Origin of the sequence: Labedella gwakjiensis (genome assembly GCF_003014675.1) — a bacterium.
In the GTDB taxonomy this organism is placed as follows: domain Bacteria; phylum Actinomycetota; class Actinomycetes; order Actinomycetales; family Microbacteriaceae; genus Labedella; species Labedella gwakjiensis.
Genome location: NZ_PYAU01000001.1, coordinates 778,174 through 794,514, shown reverse-complemented (window position 1 = coordinate 794,514; position 16,341 = coordinate 778,174). Strand labels below are relative to the sequence as shown.

Here is a 16,341-nt window from a genome sequence, read left to right as displayed (position 1 = left end):
CGGGGGACGTGGAACGGTCGGAGGTGAGCGGGTGGGAGGCGTGCCCTGGTCAGCCCTTGACCGCGCCGGCGAGTGCGAACGAGCCGCCGCCGAGGCGAGACACGAGCACGTAGAGCGCGAGCACGGGCACGGAGTAGAGCAGGGAGAACGCGGCGAGCTGTCCGTAGGCGACGGAGCCGTACTGTCCGAAGAACGAGAAGATGCTGACGGCGGCCGGCAGCTTCTCGGGGCTGAGGAGCAGCACGAAGGGGATGAAGAAGTTCCCCCACGTCTGGATGAACACGAAGATGAAGACCACGGCGATACCGGGCCGCATGAGCGGCACGACGATGGCGCGGAGGGTGCGCATCGCCGAGGCGCCGTCGGTCCAGGCCGCCTCCTCGAGGGAGATCGGCACGGAGTCCATGAAGTTCTTCATCATCCAGATCGCCATCGGCAGCGACGTCGCGGCGAGGAAGAGGATCGTCCCTCCCATGTTGTCGATGAGGTTGAAGGCCACGAACAGCGCGTAGACCGGAACCATCATCGCCGTGATGGGGAGGCATGTGCCGAACAGCACGCCGTAGAGGAACGGCTTGTTGATCCGCATCGAGTACCGCGAGAGCGGGTACGCCGCGAGGATCGCCGCGAGCACCGTGACGATCGCACAGCCGGCCGAGAGGATGAAGCTGTTCGCGAGCGGGATGAGCGACGTCTCGGGCGTGAGCACCGTGATGAAGTTGTTGAAGGACGGAGCCTCCGGCCACTTCACGGAGAGGCTCGCGCTCGAGTCGATCGAGGCGAGGACGAGCCACACGAGCGGTAGCAGGAAGATCACGCCGATCACGATGAGCACGATGCTCGCGAGCCACTTCATGGCACGCCCGCGCGGAGCGGCCATGCTGTACTCGGCCTTCCGGTCGGCCGTCGTGATGGAGCGGGTGGTCTGGGGCGGTCCCGCGAGGGAGCGGTCCGCGGCTGTCTGGGCCATGGTCAGTCCACCTCCGGCTTGAGGGCGCGGATGTACAGGACGCCGAAGATCGCACCGACGAGCAGCAGGATCGTCGCGATCGCCGTGCCGAAGCCGAGCTCGCCGAAGCGGAAGGCCTCCTGGTAGGCGAGGAGCGGAAGCGTCGTCGAGTCCGTGCCGGGTCCGCCGCCGGTCATCACGAAGATGAGGGCGAAGACGGACAGGGTCTGGAGCGTCGTCAGCATGAGGTTCGTCGAGATGCTGCGGCGGATCATGGGGACGGTCACGAGGATGAACCGCTGCCATCCGCGCGCGCCGTCGACCTCCGCGGCCTCGGTGATCTCCGGCGGCACATCGTTGAGCGCCGCCGTGTAGACGAGCATCGAGAACGCGGTCCCTCGCCAGATGTTCGCGAGGATCACGCACAGCATCGGGAACACGTAGAGCCAGTTGACCCCGGGGATCCCGAGTCCCGTGAGCATGGTGTTGAGCGTGCCGCCGTCGTTGAAGAAGGCGTACGCGGCGAACGATGCGACGATCTCGGGCAGCACCCACGCGGTCACGACGATCGTCGAGACGATCACGCGCACCGGTTTGTGCGACGACTGCATGAGCACGGCGAGCCCGAGCCCGAGGCAGTTCTGGCCGATGAGGGCCGACGCCACGAGGAAGACGAGGGTGAGCAGGACCGACTTCGGGAAGTCGGGGTCGGCGAACAGGCTCGCGTAGTTCTCGAAGCCGACGAACTCGGCGTTCGCGGCCGACGCCCCGCTGAGGGACGAGTCGGTGAGCGAGCCGTAGAGCGACGAGATGACCGGCCCGAGCAGGAAGACGCCGAGGAGCACGACGGCCGGCAGGAGCGGCGCGCTCCGCAGGAGCGTGCGCCCGGGACGCCGCTTGCGCTGCGCCGGCCGCGCGGCCCCGGGCGCACGGGGTGCGCCCAGGGCCGTGGGAGCGGTGGTCGACATCAGTCGGACGCCGCCATCGTGTTCTCTTCACCGACGATGCCGATGACCGCCTGGTCATAGGTGGCCGCGGCCTCCTCCGGCGTCTGCTGGCCCGTCATGACGGACTCCATCGCGACGGTGATCTCGGCGGAGACCTTCGAGTAGTCGGAGTTCGCCGGGCGGAAGTGCGTGTCGGCGACGAGCTCCGAGAAGAAGCCGAACGTGGGGTTGGCGTCGGTGTACTCCGGGTCCTCAGCCACGTCGGTGCGCACGGCCACCTGGCTCGCGGCCACGTCGTAGCTCAGCGAGTTGTCCTTGCTGAGCGCGGTGCTGATGAAGTCCCACGCCGCGTCGGGGTTCTTCGAGCCCGAGCCCATGGCGAGGGTCCAGCCGCCCGACATGCTCGTGCGTCCGGGGTCCGATCCGTCCTGCGTCGGCATCGGAGCGACCTCCATCACGTCGGACCACTCGGGCCACGGCGACGAGCCGGTCTCGATCCAGGTTCCGCTGGCCCACGAGCCGTCGAGGCTCATTGCGAGCTCACCGCCAGGGATCCACTCGCTGTTGATGGTCGTGCCGATGTTCTTGTCCAGGGCCTGCTGCGGTGTCGGGCCGAGACCGCCCTGGTAGATGTCCTCGATGAAGCCGAGGGAGTCCTCGAAGCCCTGCGAGCCGAGCACCCACTTCTGCTCGTCGGAGTCGAAGAGCACGTCGTCCGTGCCGGACAGGAGCATCTGGAAGCCCTGCATCGAGGCGCCTTCCGACTGTCCCTTGCCGGAGTAGATGTTGAAGGGGATCGTGTCGGGGCTCGACGCCTTGATGGTCTCGGCCGCGTCGAGGATGTCGTCCCACGTCTCGGGCACCCAGGGGGTCTCGATGCCGGCGTCCGCCAGGAGGTTCTTGTTGTACCAGATGGCGCGCGTGTCGGTTCCCATCGGGATGCCGTAGATCTTGCCGTCGTCGCCGGCGCCGGCCTGGCGGGCGTTCTCGGGGAACTGGTCCCAGTCCTCCCAGTCGGCGATGTAGTCGTCGAGCGGCGCGAGGTATCCGGCCTCGACGTCCGTCTTCACCATGAACGTGTCCTCGTACATGACGTCGGGTGCCGTGGCGGCCGACCGGTTCATGAGGGCGAGCTTGGCGAAGTAGTCGGCCTCCTGAGCCTCGATCGGGACGAGCTCGACGGTCATCCCCTCGTGGGAAGCCTCGAATTCGTCCTTCACCTTCTTCATGTGGTCGTCCATCTGGGTGAACTGACCGAACTTCTGGTACGCGACCTTGATGGTGTTCGCGTCGCCGCCGTCGCCTCCGGCCGAGCAGCCGGAGAAGAGGAGGACGGAGGCCGCGGCGATGGCGGCTACTCCGAGATGGCGCTGTTTCATGGTGCTCCTTTGCTCCACGACCGGTTCCGGCGCTGTGGCGACATCGCCACGGCCAACGGCCTCGGTATATGTAAATCGATTGGAGTAACTCATGTCAAGACATTTGCAGAACCGTTATCGGACGGGGGACAGGCGCGCGATCGCCCACCGTGTCGACGCGCATGGCGGCCGTCTCGGGTCGGAGCCCGTCGACGGGCTCGGGAGACGCGGATGGTGCCGTCCCGGATGCTGCGTGCCAGGCGGGCGCCGTACGTCAGCCCGCGATGAGGAGGGCGGACGGGCGCGGTGACAGCGTCTGGTCGAGCACGAGACAACCCGCGCCGACGGCAGCGACGTCCTCGCCGATCGTCGAGTTCTCCACGACGATCGGGTGGCTCGGGATGAGGGCGGGGTCCTCTGCCACGAGCCTCTCGACCCGCTCGCGCATGACGGGCGCGATGCGCCGCCAGAACGGCCCGCCGCAGACCACGTGGTCGACGTCGAGGAGGTTGACGATCGAGACGAGCGCCCGCGCGAGGTGGGTCGCGGCCTCCTCGAGGATCGCGACGGCGGCCGCGTCCCCGTCGGCCGCCGCACGGGCGAAGTCGCTGAATCGCCTGTCCGTCGCGTCGAAGTCGATGTGCTCCACCGGTCCGTCCACCGATCCGTCGAGCGGCGCCGATCGGCCGAGCACGCCAGCGGCGGTCGCCCGCTGCACGAGGCGGTGCGGCACGACGAGGTCGCCGACGCAGCCGCGACGTCCGCACGAGCACAACGGCCCGTCGGCCTGCACCATCAGGTGGCCCATGTCGCCGGCGTTGTCGCTCGCACCGCGCAGCACGTCGTGGTTCACGACGAGCCCGATCCCGAGACCGGTGCCGTAGTAGAGGAACGCGAAATTGTCGCGGTGGGTGCCCGAGTCGACCCACAGTTCCGCGACGGCTGCGGCCGTCACGTCCTTCTCGAGCACCACGGGGAAGCCGGTCGCATCCGCGAGGGCGTCGCGGAGCGGAACCTCCATCCACCCCTCGAGGAGCGGGGGATCGAGCAGGATGCCCCGGGTCGAGTCGAGCGGCCCGGGCGCGGCGATGCCCACCCCGAGGACGCGCTCGGGCGGGACGGATTCGCGCTCGAGGAGCGCGCGGATCTCCTCGGCCATGACGGCGATGACCACGTCGGGGTCGGCCGCGGACGGCGTGGGGATGCGGTGGTCAGACACGATCGCCCCGGCGAGGTCGAGGAGCACGAACGTCACGACGGTGGGGTCGAGGTGCACGCCGACCGCGTAGCGGCTGGTCGCCTCGAGCTGCAGGAGCGTCCGCGGCTTGCCCGGGCCGGCGATGAGCTTCCCCGCCTCGCGGACGAGTCCGGCATCGAGGAGGCGGCGTGCGACGTTCGAGACCGTCTGGGCCGACAGGCCCGTCTCGACGGCGATCTCCACGCGGCTGAGTCCGAGGTGCGCGCGCCGGATGAGGTCGAGGATGACGGCCTGGTTGTAGTCCCCGACGGCGAGCAGGTTGTGGCCCTTGCGCATGAGACCTCCTCCCGTCCGGGCGTCGTCGTGCCGGTCGCGTCCCGGACGCACGATCTCCCGACGTTCTCACATTGTGGGCCATTCGCGCGCGCCCCCGCCGCGCATCGTACGCCGAGCCGGGTCGATCCGCTTAGGGTCGGGAGGTGATCACTACGAGGAACAGAGGTGACGTCGGTGGCGGCGAGACGACGTGACCGGGCGGGAGCGTCCCCCATCGGGCGACGCCGTCTGACGCTCGCGAGCGGGGTCGTCGTCGACGTGGCCGACACCGGTCCGGCGACAGGCACGACGACCGGCACCGGCGAGGGGACCGCGCGGTCGACGGGTGTGCTCCTCCTCCACGGCATCGGCATGACGTCGGCGAGCCTCGAGCCCGTCGCCGTCGCGCTCTCCGCCTCGCACCGGGCCGTGAGCCTGACGCTCCCCGGGCACGGCCGCACGCCCCGTCCCTCTGAGCCGTTGTCCGTCGAGGACTACGCGACCGCGGCCGGCGAGGCGGCCGACCGCCTCGGTCTCGAGCGCGTCGTCGTGGTGGGGCAGTCGATGGGGGCGCAGTTCTCGGTCGAGCTCGCCCGCCGCCGTCCCGACCTCGTCGTCGGGCTCGTGCTCATCGGTCCCGTCGTCGACGACACCCGTCGTTCCGCGGTCGCGCAAGGTCGGGCGCTCGCCCTCGATGCGACCCGCGAGAGCATCGGCGCCAACGCCATCGTGTTCCGGGACTACGTACTCTGCGGGCCGCGGTGGTTCGGCTCGACGCTCCGCGCGATGCTCGCCTACCCGACCCTCGAGAAGGCGAGTGCGGTGACCGTTCCGACCGTCGTCGTGCGCGGGGCGGGCGACCCGATCGCGGGGTCGGACTGGGTGGAGCGACTGGCGGCGTCGATGGGCGACGCGCGGGTCGTGACCATCCGAGGTGCCCACCACGCCCAACTCGTGTCGGTCCGTGACGTCGCCGGACTGGTCCGTCGCGTCGCGTCGATGGCCGCGGACGGCCGTCCGTGAGTGTTCCCCTCGCGCGGGTGAGGGCCCGGGCGGCCCGAGTCAAGGGTCTGCGCGCACGGGGGAGAGCAGGAACGATGGGACGGTAACCATCCACGACAGAAGGAGCACCGCATGAAGGGCAAGCTGATTTTCCTGGCCGGCGCAGCGACGGGTTTCGTGATCGGTTCGAAGGCCGGTCGCGGAGCGTACGAATCGCTCAAGGCGAGGGCCACGCAGACTCTCGAGGATCCGAAGGTCAAGAAGGGGCTCGAGTCGGCCGGCGAATTCGTCGCGTCGCAGGCACCCGTCGTCGGCCACAAGCTGCAGGACGCCGCATCCACGGTGGCGAGCAAGGTCAAGAAGAGCAAGGACTCCGACGACGGTGAGACGTCGAGCACCGCATCGAGCGCCGACGCATCGAGCACCGACGCCTCGGACGGGGGCGACGCCCACGGCCCGATGACGCCGGCCACCCCGGCGCCGTGACGGACTCGTCCGCTCCGGCGTCCGGGCCCGGCCCGGGGACCTCGATCCCGCTCCTGAACCTGGAGATGGAACGCACGCGCCTGGAGTTCCGGGACACCGTGCGCGAGATCGAGGACCGCCTGGACGTGCTCGGGCGCTACCGCCGCTGGCGGGGCCGCGCGAGTGGCGCCGACCGGGCCTTCCCCGTGGCGCTCGTCGCGGGGGTCGTGATCGTCGGGATCGCGGCGGTCGGCGTCATCCGTGAGGTCCGCGCCCGCCGATAGATCGACGCCGGCACTCGGAGATAGGGTGCACGCGGGCGCTCCGGCTGCCCGGCATGACGAGCAGTAGCCACGAACGAACCGCCGAGAGGGGCGAGGTATGGCCGAGGACACCGCCAGCACGAAGGAGCGCACGGCGCCGGGCGCGGACGACCCGCGGAAGGCGGACGAGCTCTCCGACATCACGAGGCGCTCGTGGGGCTACGTCCTCAAGAAGACGCTGCGCGAGTTCAGCGCCGACCAGTGCACCGATCTGGCGGCTGCGCTGACCTACTACGCCGTCCTCGCCCTCTTCCCCGGGCTCATCGCGGTCGTCTCGATCCTCGGTCTCTTCGGCGCAGCCGAGCAGACGACCGAGACGGTCCTCACCCTCGTGTCGAACCTCGCGAGCGAGGACGCCGTCTCGTCGCTCCGCGAGCCGATCGCGGCGCTCACGTCCACACCGGCCGCCGGCCTCGCATTCGTGACCGGTCTCCTCGGAGCGCTGTGGTCGGCGTCAGCGTTCGTCGGGGCCTTCGGGCGCGCGATGAACCGGATCTATCAGGTGGACGAGGGCCGACCGGTCTGGAAGCTCCGTCCCACGATGTTCGGCGTCACGGTCTTCACGGTGATCCTGCTCGTGATCGGCGCCCTCCTCCTCGTGCTGAGCGGACCCGTCGCCGAGGCCGTCGGCGACCTCATCGGTCTCGGTCCCGTGGCCCTCACCGTGTGGAACATCGCGAAGTGGCCCGTTCTCATCGTCATCGCGGTCGTCGTCGTCGCGGTGCTCTACTACTGGGCTCCCAACGTGAAGCAGCCGAAGTTCCGCTGGATGAGCCTCGGCTCGCTCCTGGCGCTCGTCGTCTGGGGCGTCGCGACGGCGGCCTTCGGCTTCTACATCACCAACTTCGGCAGCTACGACGCCACGTACGGCGCCCTCGCCGGTGTCATCGTGTTCCTCCTCTGGATCTGGATCACGAACCTCGCTCTGCTCTTCGGCGCGGAGTTCGACGCCGAGCTCGAGCGCGGCCGCGAACTGCAGGCCGGCATCGCCGCGGAGGAGACCATCCAGCTGCCGCCGCGCGACACGAAGCAGAGCGACAAGAAGGCCGAGCAGCACGCCAAGGATGTGCTCGAGGGCCTCAGGATCCGCACGGCCCACGGCAAGACCCCGCCGGAGGACGACTCGTCCGACCGCCAGGAACGGAAGAAGTGACCATGTCGGATCGTGCCGGACGCGTCGTCGTCATCACCGGGGCGTCGAGCGGCATCGGCCGCGCCGCCGCCCATCGGTTCGCGAAGGAGGGTGCGCGCCTCGTGCTCGCCGCCCGCTCGCAGGACACCCTGCAGGAGGTCGCCGAGGAGTGCCGGAAGCGCGGAGGGCACCCGGTCGTCGTCCCCACCGACGTGTCGGACGAGCGCCAGGTGGACGCGCTCGCGCTCGCCGCGGTCGCGCACTTCGGCCGCATCGACGTGTGGGTCGAGAACGCGTCGGTGTTCAGCTACGGGCCGTTCGAGGAGACGCCTCCCGAGGTGTTCCGGCAGGTCATCGAGACGAACCTCTTCGGCGTCGTGCACGCGGCGCGCGCGGTCCTCCCGCACTTCCGCGCGCAGGGCGGCGGCAGCCTCGTCATCACGAACTCCCTCTTCGGGAAGGTGACGTCCCCGTACCTCTCGCCGTACATCGCGAGCAAGCACGCGACGTTCGCGCTCAGCCAGGTGCTGCAGGAGGAGCTCCGCGGCACGAAGATCCGCGTGAGCGCGATCCTGCCCGCCACGATCGACACCCCGATCTACCAGAACGCGGCCGAGTCTCCGGGCATGGAGATGCACCCGCTGCCGCCGCTCGTGTCGCCGAAGCGCGTCGCGAAGGCGATCGTGAAGGCGTCCCGCTCGCGCCGACCCGTCACGAAGGTCGTGGGCGCGACGCAGGGGCTCCTCATCCCGCTCAACGGGCTCGCACCCGAGACGTACAAGCTCCTCGTGCGCCCGGCCATGCGCATCGCGGGTCTGCGTCACACCGACGAACCGCAGTCGTACGGCAACGTGCTCGAGGCGGGTGGCGACCGCAACGCGGAGACGGGCGGGTGGGCGAAGCGTCGCCGTCGCCGCTTCCTCCTCGTCGCGGGCGGGGTCGTCGCGACGATCGTGGCGGCGAACGCGCTCCGCGACTGACGAGCGTCATCGGCGCCCCTCCCGGAGGGTCCTGTCGGTCGGTCGAGCTCCGGCGTAGGGTGACCGCGTGGAACCGCACCGGCTGACGCTCGACGAGGCTCGGCGCATCGCCGTGCACGCGCAGCTGCTCGGCGACGAGCGCCCCGACGACCTGCTCGACGTGGTCCGGCACCTCTCGTTCCTGCAGATCGAGCCGACGGCCGCCGTCGCACCCACGGCCGACCTCGTGCTGAGGAGTCGATTGGGCGACGCCTACGCGCCAGGGGAGCTCCTCGACACGCTCGAGGGCGGAGACGTGCTCTTCGAGCTGTCTCTCATCGTGCGGCCCATGGAGGACCTGGCCCTCTACCGCGCCGAGATGGCGGGGCCGCCGCGCCACGAGTCCACCCTGCGCTGGCTCGAGGAGAACGCGGAGTTCCGCGACGACGTGCTGGAGCGGCTCGAGATCGACGGCCCCGTCGTCGCCACCGAGATCGCCGACACGAGTATCGTGCCGTGGCCGTCGAGCGGCTGGAACAACAACCGCAACGTCATCATGATGCTCGAATGCCTCGCCGCCCGCGGGGAGGTGGCCGTGGCGGGGCGCCGCGGCCGTGACCGGCTGTGGGACCTCGCCGAGCGCCGCTATCACGCCGACATCCCCACCGTGCCGCTCGAGGATGCGTTGCGGATCCGGAACGAGCGGCGCCTGCGCGCGCTCGGCATCGTGCGCAACAGGACGACCGAACTCCCGGGGGAGTCGGTGCGCGTCGGCGACGCGGGCGAACCCGCCGTGATCGACGGGGCGCCGGGGGAGTGGCGCGTGGACCCCGCCTACCTCGACGGCACGCTGCTCGCCCGCTCCGACGTCCACCGAGAGGCGTCGGAGCGCACCACGCTCCTGTCGCCGTTCGACGCCCTCATCCGCGACCGGAAGCGCATGGTCACGCTCTTCGGCTTCGACTACGCCCTCGAGATGTACACGCCGAAGGCGAAGCGGCGCTGGGGCTACTACGCGCTCCCGATCCTCCACGGCGACCGGCTCGTGGGGAAGGTGGACGCCACGGCGGACCGGGCGGCCGGGGTGCTCCGCGTGGACGCCGTGCACGAGGACGAGCCGTTCACCCGCGCGATCCGTGAGGGCGTGGAGCGGGAGCTCGACGCGCTGGCCGGGTGGCTGGGGATGCGTCGGCACGCTGCCGGCTGAGGGCGGGCCGGCGGACGCCGACCCGGCCGGGAACGGGCGCGCGAGTGTAGACGCTCGGGTGGCCGTTGACCATCTCTCGCGGCATCGGATCGAGGGGCGCAGAGTCAGGCGAGGAGGGTCCGATCGCCGCTCCGAAGGAGTCCACATGTTCTTCCACGTCCAGTCCCTCATCCACGAGATCGTCCCGGACGAGCCCGACCCCGCCGCCGCGAACGCCCTGCAGGAGGGGCTCGGCGGGCAGTTCGGCGAGATGCGAACGATGATGCAATACCTCTTCCAGGCGATGAACTTCCGCGGGCCTGCGGCCAAGCCGTACCGCGACCTCATCCAGGGCGTCGGCACCGAGGAGATCAGCCACGTCGAGCTCATCGGCACGACGATCTCGCGTCTGCTCGACGGTTCCCCCGAGTACCAGGGCAAGCCGACGGACCCTGTCGACAAGCCGGGCGCGACCGGGAAGACACCCCTCACGGTGGCTCTCGATCACGGCAACATCCACCATTACCTCGTGGGTGCCCAGGGCGCTCTGCCCGTCGACGCTGCGGGGAACCCGTGGAGCGGCAGCTACGTCTACAACTCGGGGAACCTCGTGCTCGACCTGCTGTACAACCTCATGCTCGAGTCCACGGGCCGGCTGCAGAAGTGCCGCATCTACGAGATGACGGACAACAAGACCGCGCGCTCGACGATCGCGTACCTCATCGTGCGCGACCAGGCCCACGAGAACGCCTACGCGAAGGCGCTCGAGACGCTCGGCATCGACTGGAAGACGTCGCTCCCGATCCCGAAGACCAACGCGGAGCGCTTCCCCGAGGTGAAGAAGCTCGTCGACCTCGGGCTGCAGAGCAAGCAGTACACGTTCGACCTCGCGGGCCAGTCGGAGGCGGGGCGGATCTTCCAGGGGGCGTCGCCGTCGAACGACGGAACCGACCTCGACGCGAGCGAGCAGGCCCCCGTCGGCGTCCCGTCGACGATCGCGGTGGAGCGTCCGGAGGAGTTCGCGCCCGGGCTCGACGCCGGTCTCCTCGCGCTCATCCAGAAGACGGCCGAGATGGAGATGGCGGACGTCGACGCGATGTTCGTGCCGAAGGACGCAGCGGCGTCCTGACAGTGGCGTGGCGGGGGAGCGGGGTCAGAGCAGTCTGATCTCGCTCCAGTCGTGCAGCTCGTGCCAGAGCGCCGGGTCGGGCGAGCGACCCGGCACGGCGGCGGGCACGGGCTGGAGCACATCCGCCTCCACCAGGGGGCCGAGATCCAGTCCGGCCACGGCCGCTACGTCGGCGACGGGCACCTGGAACGTGCGGAAGGGCCCGAGCGGCGGCGGGGCGTCGGCGACCGCCGACCGAGTGGACTCGTCGAGGTCGATGTCGTCGAGCTGCGGCGACTGGTCGAGGAGGAAGGCGGCCGAGCGCAGGGTCGCCTCGGCGCCGTCTTCGGTGCCCCCGGTGGTCCACGCGGCGACCTTCCAGAACAGGCGGGGGATCTGCGTGCCCCGATACGGCGGGTCGTTCGGATCGAGCACCGGTCCCGTGAAGACGGACAGCCGGACGTCGTTCGCCTCGGCGAAGGCGAGCACGTGGTCCTCGAGCCCCACCCAGAGTTCCTTGCCCTGATTGAATTCCGCGGCCTGCGGAGCGGCGTTCGTGTAGCAGAACGTGTCGACGTTCGCGGCGGCCGCCTCCTGCGGGTCGCCCCACACCGGGTCGCGACGGCGCACGAGGTGCCCGCGATCCAGGTCGTTGCGGGCGTAGACGGCCGGCCCGGTCTGCTGATCCTCCGGCACACGGTCGTCGAGGTGCCAGTCGTCTCCGCGCCCCACGTCGACGATGCGCGCGCCGTCGATGTTCACGGCCGTCGCGAGCGCGAGCCGCCTGGACGGATCGAGCACCACGGTGAAGTGCACATACGGCAGCTCGCGCGTGTCGCGCGCGGCTGCGGGTGCTGCGGGAGCGGACCGGGGGAGCGGGAGCGCCGCCGCGAGGAAGCGCTCGTCGTATCCGGTGCGGGGGAGATCGTGCGGCGCTGCGGTGTGCGGGGTGGAGGCCATACCCCAGTCGTAACATGCACGACCGACACCCGATTGAACAGCCCCTGTCGGGACGGGGAACGAGGCGTAGGCTTATGGCCATTCAGGCTCTTCGGCCCCGGACCCCGGTCGCACCGCATCCACGTCCGACGGGAGCGACCGATGTCCGCCCACACCCCCTCTTCCCCCTCCGGCGTCGTCCGCCCAACCCGTCCGCGCACCGCCCGGACGGCCGGTCCCGGCGACTTCACGGAACTCGCGCGTCAGATCCGCGACTCCGGGCTGCTGCGCCGTCGCTACGGCTACTACTGGGCGAAGCTCGTCGCCGTACCCGTCGTCGTCGCGGTCTCGCTCGTGGCGTTCGTCCTCATCGGCGACACGTGGTGGCAGCTCGTCACGGCCGCGGGCTTCGCCGTGCTCTTCACCCAGATCGCGTTCCTCGGTCACGACGCGGCCCACCGCCAGATCTTCGTCTCGGGGCGGTGGAACGACTGGGCGAGCCTCGTCGTCGGGAACCTCTTCGTGGGGATGAGCTACGGCTGGTGGCAGCACAAGCACACGCGTCACCACGCGAATCCGAACAAGATCGACGCGGACCCCGACATCGACCTGCCCGTCGTCGCGTTCACGCCCGAGCAGGTCGCCGAGCCCCGGAACCCGCTCGCGCGGTGGATGGTATCGCACCAGGGCACGTTCTTCTTCCCGATCCTGCTCCTCGAAGGGCTCTCGCTCCACGCCTCCAGCGTCCGCCGACTCCTCGCCCGCGAGCACGTCGAGCGTCGCTGGGCCGAGCTGACGTTCATCCTCGTGCGTCTCGTGGGGTTCACGACCCTCGTCTTCCTCGTCCTCTCTCCCGGCATCGCGTTCGCGTTCCTCGGCGTGCAGCTCGGCCTCTTCGGGTTCTACATGGGCATCTCGTTCGCGCCCAACCACAAGGGGATGCCGCTCGTGCCGAAGGACCTCGTCGTCGACTTCCTGCGGCGCCAGGTGCTCATGAGCCGGAACGTGCGGGGCGGCCGGTTCGTCGACGTCTTCCTGGGCGGACTCAACTACCAGGTGGAGCACCACCTCTTCCCCTCGATGCCCCGCCCGCACCTCCGAGGTGCCGCACCGCTCATCTCGGCGTATTGCCGGGAGAAGGGCGTGGCCTACACCTCGGTGGGCCTCTTCGAGTCGTACGGCATCGTGCTCCGGTACATCAACAGGGTGGGGCTCGGCGAACGGGACGTCTTCACGTGCCCGCTCGTCGCCGAGCGTCAGGGTGCGTGAGGTCCGGTACAAGCCCTGGGGACGAGATAGGCAGCCTGTCTAGCTTTCCCTCTACACTGTGGGGATGACTGAGCCGAGGGACCCGAGCTCCGGATACTGGTACGGAAGTGACGACCAGAGCATCCGGGCCGTGGACGTGCTCAACGGGCTGCGCCGCTACCGGAAGGCCGAGACGGCGATGAGACGCCGGACGCGCGAGTCCATGAAGATGGGCGAGACCGATCTGCTCGCCCTGCAGTTCCTGCTCCAGTCGAAGCGGGGAGGAGGTCCCGTCGGCCCCCGCGACCTCGCGTCCTACCTCGGGATATCCTCAGCCTCGACCACGGTGCTCATCGACCGTCTCGTCCGCAGCGGACACCTCGAACGGCATCCGCACCCCACCGACCGACGCGCCCTCATCCTCTCCACGACGGCCACGACCGACGCGGAGGTGCGGGCGACCCTCGGAAAGATGCACACCCGCATGCTCGCGGCCACCGAGCGGCTCACCGCCGACGAGATGCGGACCGTGCTGCGATTCCTCGAGAGCATGGAGGAAGCGGTCGACGTGATCGACGAGCACGAGGACGGTCCGTCGGACACCGCTCCCCTCCCTTCTCCGAGGCAGCGGGCGGCCACGCGCCGCTAGTCCGGCCACCCGCCTCTCGGGGCCGTGTCAGGCGGTGGGGCCGGGCAGCAGTCCCGTGCGGCGCGCGCTCTCGGCCCACAGCTCTTCGGCGAGAAGGCCGTCGTACGCCTGCATGCTCGTCTTCGCGATGCGGCGCTTCTCGTAGTACTCCCCGGGCTCCCACTCGGCGCCCGGCGTGGTCGTCGCGAGCCAGACGAGCTGTTCGGCACCCGTCTCGGGGCCGCTGAGCAGGAGGTGGCGCAGCGGCGTCTGGTAGACGAACCGCATGAGGCTCGTGCTCTCGGCGGCGAAGCCCGTCGCGATGGTTCCCGGGTGGAAGGCGACGGCCGAGAGGCCCTGCTCGCCGTAGCGGCGCTGCAGCTCCCGCGTGAAGAGGACGTTCTCGAGCTTGGCGTTTCCGTACGCCCGATTCGCCGAGGGGTCGCGGTCGTCGTCGAGATCGTCGAGGTCGAGTCTGCTGAACATGCGGGCGGCGATGCTCGACGTGGCTATGACGGTCGCGCGGCTCGCGATGAGCGTGTCGAGGAGCAGGTTCGTGAGGAGGAACGGCGCGAGGTGGTTCACCTGCAGCGTCTTCTCGAAGCCGTCGGTCGTGCGTGTGCGGTCACCGAAGATGCCGCCGGCGTTGTTCGCGAGCACGTCGATGCGCGGGTACGTCGTCTCGAGGACGGTCGCGAGCTCGCGGACCTGGCGGAGGTCGGCGAAGTCCGACACGTAGCGGTCGGCGCCGATCTCGTCGGCGACGGCGTTGGTCTTCTCCCGGGACCGGCCGACGACCACGACGGTGTGTCCGTCTCTGGCCAGTCGACGGGCGGCGGCTGCTCCGATCCCGTCACTGGCCCCCGTGATGATGATCGTGCGTGGTGTGTCGGTCAAGCGTCTCCTCCGGTGGTGGTTCGACAACCCTAGGGGGCCGGGCCGTGGCCCTCCTGACAGGTGCAGCCGGACGGCCTCGACGGCCCGCCGTCCGCGCCTGTCGTCTGCGGGTTCAGCGCAACTCGGCCAGTTCGCGGACGTCGTCGCGCGGGAGCTCGTCGACCGTGGCGGTCACGGTCACCTCGTCGAGGCTCGCGAAGCCGTGATATGTGCTGAGGAACGCGGTATCGGCGGCGTCGCGCCCCGTCGCGATCCGCACCAGGCTCTGCCGAGGGGCGAGCGTCGTCGCGTCGACGACGTGCCATGCGCCGTCGACGTACGCCTCGGCGACAGCGTGGAAGTCCATGGGGTCGAGACCGGGTGCGTAGACGGCGGCGAGGCGAGCGGGCACGTCGAGCGCGCGCAGGAGGGCGATGACGAGGTGGGCGTAGTCGCGGCACACGCCCTGGCGGGCGAGCAGTGTCTGCGTCGCCCCGTCGGTCGGGCCGCTCGACCCGGGGACGTAGCGCAGCTCGCTCCCCACCCAGGAGCTCACGCCCGCGAGCAGGTCGAGCCCCGAGAGCCCGGCGAACTCGGCCCGCGCGGTGGGAGCGAGAGTGTCGGACTCGCAGTATCGGCTCGGGCGCACGTAGGTGAGGAGGTCGACGTCATCGACCGGCGCCGGCTCCGCCATCCCCGTCACGTCGACCGCGTAGTCGATCTCGAGCCTCGACGGCTCCGCATCGATCACGTGCAGCCGCGTCCCGTGGGACGTCGCGAGCTCACGCGGCTCGAACGGCGACCCGTCGAGGCGCACGTCGAGGCGCTCGCTGACCTGCTGTCCCGAGGCCGCGGCCACGATGAGCGCGAGACGCACCGGGGTCTGGACGGTGATGCGGAGGTGGGCTGTCGCTCGACGCTGCACGGGATTCTCGATTCTCGGGGGGAGGCGGCCGCACCGGGCGATCTCGGCCGCTGACGGCCGTCGTCGATCCGACGATAGGAGGTCGAGGCGCTCGGAGGGAAGGGGTGGCGGGAGGACTCAGTCCTGCGCTGCCCGCGGCTCAGGAGGCGCCGTCGGTGCCGTCCGTCGGGAGCTCGGGCGTCGCGTCGTCGACGGGAACGGCCGCGGGCGTCTCCGGAGGGCCGGCGTGACGGCCGGCGTTGTCTCCGGAGTCGCCTCCGGAATCCTCTCCCTGGCCTTCCGCCGATGCGCGCCGGCCCGCCTCGATGAGGACGGTGGACGCCACGGCGCCCGCCACGACCGACGCGATCGCCCAGCCCAGTCCCCACTTCCGCTTGCCCACGAGGGCGTCGAGGGAGAGCGTGCCGGGGCCGTCCGCGACCACAGCGGTCGCGGCGGCGATGAGCAGGCCGTTGAACTCCCAGCCGCCGCCGGCGTTCCAGAGTCCGTTGTTCCAGTGCACCTTGCGAACCGCCGTGATCATCGTGGCGGTGATGCCCGCGGCAGCCACCGGGGTCGCGGCCCCGAGCGCGAGCGCGGCCCCTCCGGCGGTCTCCGTCACGGCGGCCGCGACCGCGTTGCGACGGGCGGGGTGCATCTCCAGGCTCTCCATCATCTGGGTCGTGCCCTCGAGTCCCGGGCCGTCGAACGAGCCGCGCAGCTTCTGCAGACCGTGCCCGACGAAGAGGCCGCCGACCGCGAGTCGGATGATGAGAGTTCCTGCCGTCATGGTGATGCTCCTGA

Annotated in this window: 17 protein-coding genes; 9 read left to right on the top strand and 8 right to left on the bottom strand. The window is 70.2% G+C overall.

What is annotated here, in order from left to right; all coding sequences use genetic code 11:
• Window positions 1-49: 49 nt before the first annotated feature.
• From CLV49_RS03695 to CLV49_RS03680, 4 genes are all read right to left on the bottom strand, one after another.
• Window positions 50-880 carry a carbohydrate ABC transporter permease gene (locus CLV49_RS03695; protein ID WP_106564862.1) on the bottom strand — a complete coding sequence of 277 codons (831 nt, stop codon included), beginning with the start codon at window positions 878-880 and terminating at the stop codon, window positions 50-52.
• Between the two features lie 92 nt (window positions 881-972).
• On the bottom strand, window positions 973-1,917 hold the full coding sequence (locus CLV49_RS03690; protein WP_106562325.1) for a carbohydrate ABC transporter permease: 945 nt from the start codon (window positions 1,915-1,917) through the stop codon (window positions 973-975).
• On the bottom strand, window positions 1,917-3,275 hold the full coding sequence (locus CLV49_RS03685) for an extracellular solute-binding protein (protein ID WP_106562324.1): 1,359 nt from the start codon (window positions 3,273-3,275) through the stop codon (window positions 1,917-1,919). Before CLV49_RS03685 ends, CLV49_RS03690 begins: the two co-directional genes overlap by 1 nt.
• A 253-nt stretch (window positions 3,276-3,528) precedes the next feature.
• Window positions 3,529-4,788 carry an ROK family transcriptional regulator gene (locus CLV49_RS03680; RefSeq protein WP_106562323.1) on the bottom strand — a complete coding sequence of 420 codons (1,260 nt, stop codon included), beginning with the start codon at window positions 4,786-4,788 and terminating at the stop codon, window positions 3,529-3,531.
• Between the two features lie 174 nt (window positions 4,789-4,962).
• Here CLV49_RS03680 and CLV49_RS03675 point away from each other — a divergent pair, with 174 nt between their 5' ends.
• From CLV49_RS03675 to CLV49_RS03645, 7 genes are all read left to right on the top strand, one after another.
• Window positions 4,963-5,790, top strand: a complete 828-nt coding sequence (locus tag CLV49_RS03675) for an alpha/beta fold hydrolase (protein WP_127054527.1) — start codon at window positions 4,963-4,965, stop codon at window positions 5,788-5,790.
• 111 nt (window positions 5,791-5,901) lie between these two features.
• Window positions 5,902-6,255: a hypothetical protein gene (locus CLV49_RS03670; protein WP_106562321.1), complete on the top strand. Its 354-nt coding sequence runs from the start codon at window positions 5,902-5,904 to the stop codon at window positions 6,253-6,255.
• On the top strand, window positions 6,252-6,518 hold the full coding sequence (locus CLV49_RS03665) for a hypothetical protein (protein WP_106562320.1): 267 nt from the start codon (window positions 6,252-6,254) through the stop codon (window positions 6,516-6,518). Before CLV49_RS03670 ends, CLV49_RS03665 begins: the two co-directional genes overlap by 4 nt.
• A 97-nt stretch (window positions 6,519-6,615) precedes the next feature.
• Window positions 6,616-7,710: a YihY/virulence factor BrkB family protein gene (locus CLV49_RS03660; protein ID WP_106562319.1), complete on the top strand. Its 1,095-nt coding sequence runs from the start codon at window positions 6,616-6,618 to the stop codon at window positions 7,708-7,710.
• A 2-nt stretch (window positions 7,711-7,712) separates the two neighbouring features.
• Window positions 7,713-8,669 (top strand): SDR family NAD(P)-dependent oxidoreductase, encoded by a 957-nt coding sequence (locus CLV49_RS03655; protein WP_106562318.1) that lies wholly within the window; start codon window positions 7,713-7,715, stop codon window positions 8,667-8,669.
• Window positions 8,670-8,736: 67 nt separating this feature from the next.
• Window positions 8,737-9,855, top strand: a complete 1,119-nt coding sequence (locus tag CLV49_RS03650) for a DNA glycosylase AlkZ-like family protein (protein ID WP_106562317.1) — start codon at window positions 8,737-8,739, stop codon at window positions 9,853-9,855.
• A gap of 145 nt (window positions 9,856-10,000) precedes the next feature.
• On the top strand, window positions 10,001-10,963 hold the full coding sequence (locus tag CLV49_RS03645; RefSeq protein WP_106562316.1) for a manganese catalase family protein: 963 nt from the start codon (window positions 10,001-10,003) through the stop codon (window positions 10,961-10,963).
• 24 nt (window positions 10,964-10,987) lie between these two features.
• Here the strand turns inward: CLV49_RS03645 and CLV49_RS03640 are convergent, their stop codons facing one another.
• Window positions 10,988-11,902, bottom strand: coding sequence for a DNA/RNA non-specific endonuclease (locus tag CLV49_RS03640; protein ID WP_106562315.1), 915 nt, complete (start codon window positions 11,900-11,902; stop codon window positions 10,988-10,990).
• A gap of 141 nt (window positions 11,903-12,043) precedes the next feature.
• On the opposite strand from CLV49_RS03640, the gene CLV49_RS03635 reads away from it, so the two are divergent.
• Both CLV49_RS03635 and CLV49_RS03630 read left to right on the top strand, forming a co-directional pair.
• Window positions 12,044-13,150 carry a fatty acid desaturase family protein gene (locus CLV49_RS03635; protein ID WP_106562314.1) on the top strand — a complete coding sequence of 369 codons (1,107 nt, stop codon included), beginning with the start codon at window positions 12,044-12,046 and terminating at the stop codon, window positions 13,148-13,150.
• 64 nt (window positions 13,151-13,214) lie between these two features.
• The gene (locus tag CLV49_RS03630) at window positions 13,215-13,778 is read left to right on the top strand and encodes a MarR family winged helix-turn-helix transcriptional regulator (protein ID WP_106564861.1); all 564 of its coding nucleotides are present in this window, start codon (window positions 13,215-13,217) and stop codon (window positions 13,776-13,778) included.
• A 27-nt stretch (window positions 13,779-13,805) separates the two neighbouring features.
• Here CLV49_RS03630 and CLV49_RS03625 read toward each other — a convergent pair whose 3' ends face one another.
• The 3 genes from CLV49_RS03625 to CLV49_RS03615 form a co-directional block, all read right to left on the bottom strand.
• Window positions 13,806-14,654 carry an SDR family NAD(P)-dependent oxidoreductase gene (locus CLV49_RS03625; protein WP_106562313.1) on the bottom strand — a complete coding sequence of 283 codons (849 nt, stop codon included), beginning with the start codon at window positions 14,652-14,654 and terminating at the stop codon, window positions 13,806-13,808.
• Window positions 14,655-14,766: 112 nt separating this feature from the next.
• Window positions 14,767-15,558 carry a transglutaminase-like domain-containing protein gene (locus tag CLV49_RS03620; protein ID WP_106562312.1) on the bottom strand — a complete coding sequence of 264 codons (792 nt, stop codon included), beginning with the start codon at window positions 15,556-15,558 and terminating at the stop codon, window positions 14,767-14,769.
• A 139-nt stretch (window positions 15,559-15,697) separates the two neighbouring features.
• Window positions 15,698-16,327, bottom strand: a complete 630-nt coding sequence (locus CLV49_RS03615) for a DoxX family protein (protein ID WP_106562311.1) — start codon at window positions 16,325-16,327, stop codon at window positions 15,698-15,700.
• Between the last annotated feature and the right edge of the window lie 14 nt (window positions 16,328-16,341).